This window comes from Achromobacter sp. DMS1 (assembly GCF_001270295.1).
On the sequence record NZ_LHSJ01000030.1, the window covers coordinates 48,845 to 53,382 of the forward strand.

At 67.7% G+C, this 4,538-nt stretch carries 4 protein-coding genes and 3 pseudogenes; all 7 read right to left on the minus strand.

Annotation, left to right across the window (positions count from 1 at the left end; translation table 11 throughout):
- Positions 1-247: pseudogene (locus AD428_RS05940) on the minus strand (VRR-NUC domain-containing protein); the annotation flags it as partial.
- A gap of 47 nt (positions 248-294) precedes the next feature.
- Entirely contained in the window at positions 295-675 is a 381-nt protein-coding gene (locus AD428_RS05945) for an AAA family ATPase (protein WP_053244515.1), read from the minus strand.
- Between the two features lie 319 nt (positions 676-994).
- The gene (locus AD428_RS05950; RefSeq protein ID WP_053244516.1) at positions 995-1,240 is read right to left on the minus strand and encodes a DUF2274 domain-containing protein; all 246 of its coding nucleotides are present in this window, start codon (positions 1,238-1,240) and stop codon (positions 995-997) included.
- A pseudogene (locus AD428_RS05955) lies at positions 1,237-2,507 on the minus strand (TrbI/VirB10 family protein). The gene AD428_RS05950 and the pseudogene AD428_RS05955 overlap by 4 nt, the downstream one beginning before the upstream one ends.
- A gap of 2 nt (positions 2,508-2,509) precedes the next feature.
- The gene (trbG, locus tag AD428_RS05960; RefSeq protein WP_053244517.1) at positions 2,510-3,502 is read right to left on the minus strand and encodes a P-type conjugative transfer protein TrbG; all 993 of its coding nucleotides are present in this window, start codon (positions 3,500-3,502) and stop codon (positions 2,510-2,512) included.
- Complete coding sequence (gene trbF, locus AD428_RS05965) at positions 3,499-4,203, minus strand: conjugal transfer protein TrbF (protein WP_053244518.1); 705 nt, start codon at positions 4,201-4,203, stop codon at positions 3,499-3,501. The genes trbG and trbF overlap by 4 nt, the downstream gene beginning before the upstream one ends.
- Before the next feature lie 12 nt (positions 4,204-4,215).
- Positions 4,216-4,538 (minus strand): annotated as a pseudogene (locus AD428_RS24470) (P-type conjugative transfer protein TrbL); the annotation flags it as partial.

The window sequence follows — 4,538 nt, forward strand, 5'->3', positions numbered from 1 at the left end:
CCAGCAGCGGCGCGGCCGCCTCGGCGATGGCGGGAATCTCTTCGTAGGCCAGGCGGCTGGCGCGGAACCAGGGGCCGCGCCGCATCAGCAGGCGCACCAGCAGCGCCTGCGAAAGCGGCGGCAGCGCGGCGAACGACGACAGGAAGCCCCGCTCGGCCTCGTCCAGCAGATCCGCGCAACGCGCCTCGATCCAGGCAAGCGCGCGCTGGAAATTGTGCAGGTAGTAATAGCGGTACTCGGGAAACATCGCGAAAAGCCGGCGCGCCGTCCGTATACTGGTTATTTATCCAGCAATCATAGCAGGCGCGCGGTGTTGCGCGCAGTGGCGCTCGATGACCAGCCCTTCCTGCCCGTCCGGCTCGACGAAAAAGGCGTCGATGGCGTCGAACGCCGCTTCGTCGGGGCGGAACGGATGCCCCCCTCGGCGTTGCGCCGGTGCAGGCGGGCCTTGCATTCGGCCGCCGGAACGTCCAGGTAATAATGCAGGCGGTGGCCGCAGCCCGCGGCCTGCGCGAGCCTGAGCAGCCACTGCCGGCTGCGGCGCGTGTTGGCGGGAAAATCCAGCGCCACCGAAAACCCCGCGCGCGCCAGCGCCGCCACATGCGGGCCGATGGCCGCGCGCAGCCGGCAGGAGCAGCGGCTCGCCGGGGGGTCGGGGGAAAACGCAAGTGTCATGGCATGCTCCGCCGTGGATATGCGCCAACGGCGGGGCCATGAAAAATGTCCGCTGTCAAGTCTTTCATGCAGACATGCAACGGGGCAAAAGGTCTTATGGGGTAATAGGTTAGGCTAGATTTCAGCCGTTGTGTGCTCTTGCTGCTTTTCGAGCTAGGTGCCGCATAGGCGCTTCGCGGTGGTAAGCGCAAGGGCACCGCAGCAGGCAAGGTCGCATCGGTCATCATAGTCCTGCACTTCCAGAAGGCTCCTCAAAAGCGAAAGCGCAGCCAGTGGGCTGCGCTTTCTTGGTGAGCGGATGGCGGATACGCTCGTATCGTCAACCCGACTTCGGCGGTGCGGCCTTGCTCCCGCTTCCCTTCCTGAATCCCCGGTCGCCGGCCATGAATGCCTCCAGCATGTGGGGAATCAACGTCGTCGCATCGACGGCTTCGCCATATGCCTGCGCGTGCAACGCGGCGTAGCGGTCGAGGTCGGCTTTCAAGCTGACCGGGCACGAGAACGTGAGCTTCGTGCTCTCGGTCTTGGGCAGCGGCCCAAGCCGCAGCTTCCTAGTCGTGCTCATCGCATCGCTCCCCGGTTGAAAAACATCGGCTGGTACGGACGCAGCACCAGATCGCGGTTGACGATGATCCGCACCGGCAAGCCCGGCCGCTCGGTCAGCGTCGGCTGGATGTTCATGTTGCGCCGGGTCATTTCCTGGCCCACCTGATTCACGCTGTCCTGCAGACTGCCTTGCCCGGCGATGATGACCCGGTTGCCGTCTTGCCGGTTCTGCGGCGCGGCCAACTCGGCGCCCACGCCCAGCAGCGTGGTCAGCGCCGCACCCGCAAAGGCACGATCCCAGTGCCAATCGACGCCATCTTCCAGTCCGGCGTAACCGGCAGGGTCAGTGCCCGCGAGGTTGTCGAGCTTCAGCGAAGACGTGTCCGGTAGGATGATGCGGTTCCACACCACCTGCACGCGGCTCTGCCCGTAGCTCACCTGGCTGTTGTACTTGCCCAGGATGCGCGAGCCCTGCGGGATCAGCAGGAACTTGCCCGTGGCCGTGTCGTAGACCGGCTCCGTTACCGTGGCGATCACGTCGCCCGGCAAGTCCGACTTGATGCCCGTCACCAGCGCTCCGGCGATCACCGTTCCCGCCATGACCTGATACGGCGAGGACGGCATTTGCAGATTGCCGGAATTGCGGGTTTCCGTAGAGCCGCCTTTCAGGAAAGCCTCTTTCTGGTCTTGCCGGTTCTGCACGGCGGTCGGGTCGGAAGGCTGCGCTGCTGTCGAGGCCGGCCCGGCGGCCAGCGGGTCGAAGCCGGCCAAGGCGCTGCCAGGTGCAGCCGCAGCGGCTTGCGCCGTGACCGGCGCGGTGGCCTTGCCTTGGTTGCCCGAGCGGAAGAACACCGATGAACCCGCCGCCGCGTCAGCCTCCTTGCGTCGCGCATCCTCCGGGTCGTGGCCCGGTGGCGCATACGTCGGCGTCACCGGCTGCTGCGACTTCACGATGGCCGGGCCGAGATCGCCCGGCAGCGGTGGCCCCAGCTCCGGCACCTTGGCCGGCAGCTTGGAATAGTCCGAAGGCAGACCATCCAGCCCTTCGGATTTCGACACGCGATCGACGTTGTACAGCTCGGTCTGCTCGCCCGCGCCGCGCCGATGCGGCTGCAATGACCAAATCGTGGCCCCGAGCACGGCGACCGACAGGCCGCCGGCGAGATGGCCAGCGTGCGCCGGTTCAGGCGCGTGACCGGGCGCGGCTGGGCGCGCAGCGCCACCGCCTCGGGCGCTACCTTGCCCGTCTGCGGCGTGGCGAGGTCGGGGGTGTCGTCCTGGCTCATGGTCAGTTCCTCCGTGCAACGCCGTCCGTGCGCTCGATTCGCACCACGTCGCCCTTGTCCCCGCCCAGGCGCAGTTCGGCGGCACCGAACAGCCGATCCACGATGTAGTACGGCGAGCGGAAGCGGTAGTTGACCAGTTGCCCGTCGCCTTCTGGCCCAATCACGAACAGCGGCGGCAGCTCGCCTTGCGCGATGCCGGCGGGGAACTGGATATAGACCTTCTGCCCGTCGTCGAAGGTGCGCAACGGCTTCCACGACGGATTACTGCCGCTGATCGCGTAGCGGAAGCGCAGGTTCTCCAGCGCCAGCCCGGTATCGACCGGCGCGGCGGCGCTGGCCGCCTGCGCCTGACGCTGCAAGGCCAGCATCCGGTCGCGCGGGTACTCCCAGGACACCGATGCCATCCACGTCTTTTCCGTCGAAGCCAGCTCCAGCAGGTACGTCCTGCGGCTGGTGGTGATGACGAGATTGGTCTTGAGGCCCGAGCGAATCGGCTTGACCAGCACGTTCACGCGCAGCTCGGCGCCGCTGCCGCTAGACGTGTCGCCCACGATCCAGCGCACGGTATCGCCGGCGGCCACCGTCACCAGTTCCTCGCCCGGCTGGAGCGAAACCACGGTCACGCGGCCCACGGCCGCATAGACCTGATACAGCGCGCCATCCGTGAAGGGCCACACCTGAATCGCGTTGACGTAGCCCTCGCGCGTGGGCGCGACGCGGGCCTCGGCATTGGCGCGCGAGACTCGCACCTTCTCGTCTGCCGGCTCCGGCGCAGGTTTGGCGTCGTCGGCTTCGGGCAAGGGCTTCAACTGCGCAGGCATCGGCAGCACCTCGGGTACGGCCACCACCTCCACCGACGCGGGGGGCTCCGGCAGCGGCTGGGCCTGCACCGGCTCATCGAGCGAGATGGTCGGCGGTGGCTTGCCCTGCGAGGCGCAGCCCGCGAGGGCGAGCAGGATCGCCGGCAAAGCGGATTTACGGAAAAGATCATTCATGGCTTGGCTCCTTCGGAAGAATCCAGTTCGCGGCTCCACGACAGGCCGTTGACGTAGATGCCCAGGGGGTTCTTGCGCAGGCGTTCTTCGGTGCGCGGCGGCTGGAGCACGATGGACACCACGGCCGTCCACCGCTCCAAGCCCGCCGCGGCGCCGTTGACGTAGCGGCGTTCCGTCCAGCGCACGTTGAAAGACGTGTCGCTGGCGCGCACGACGCTGGTGATCTGTACCGTCACCGACTCCTTGCCGATGCGCGCGAACGGATCGTTCACGCGCGCGTAATCGTTGAGCACCGCCGCGCCCTTGTCGGTCGTGTAGTCGTAGGCGTCCAGCCAGTTCTGGCGGACGACGATGGGGTCGATGGACAGCGAGCGCACCAGCGTCACGAAGCGCGTGATGTGGTGCGCGGTCTGCGCATCGTTGGGCCGGTACGGCGTGGCGGCTTCGCCCACGGCGCGCACCTGGCCCGCGTTGTCCACCTCCACGACGTAGGGCGTCACGAAGGACTGCGCCGAGCGCCACACCAGGCCGCCAGCCATCAGCAACGCGAGCGTCAGGCAGCCGAAGGCCATGAGGCGCCAGTTCTTCGCCTGCACGCGCGGCGAGCCGATGCGCTCGTCCCACACCTGGCCGGCAGCTTGGTACGGCGTGGCAGGTTGCGGCGTGTCGGCATAGCGCACCTGCGGTTTCTTGAATCGCATGGTCAGTTCTCCTTATGAATCGGAATCGCGCAGGCTCGGCCCCTGGCCGGAGCCGCCGCCATCGCCACCGCGTAGCGTGTGGGCGGTGGTGGTCGCGGCATGGGTGAGTTGCTGGCGGCGATGCAGGCGTTTGGCCCAAGCGGGCTGTTCCTGTTTCTGTGCGGTAGCGGCGCTGGCTGCGGCCTCGCCTGCGCCACCCTGACCGGATGCCGCACTGCCATCGGCAGCAGCGCCATTCCAGCCAGCGCGGAAGGGAGCGGCCATGCGCTGCCCGGCAGCGGAGGCGCGGGCATGGCCGCGCTCGCCCGGCTGCCTGCGCGCCGGTCTGGCGCGTT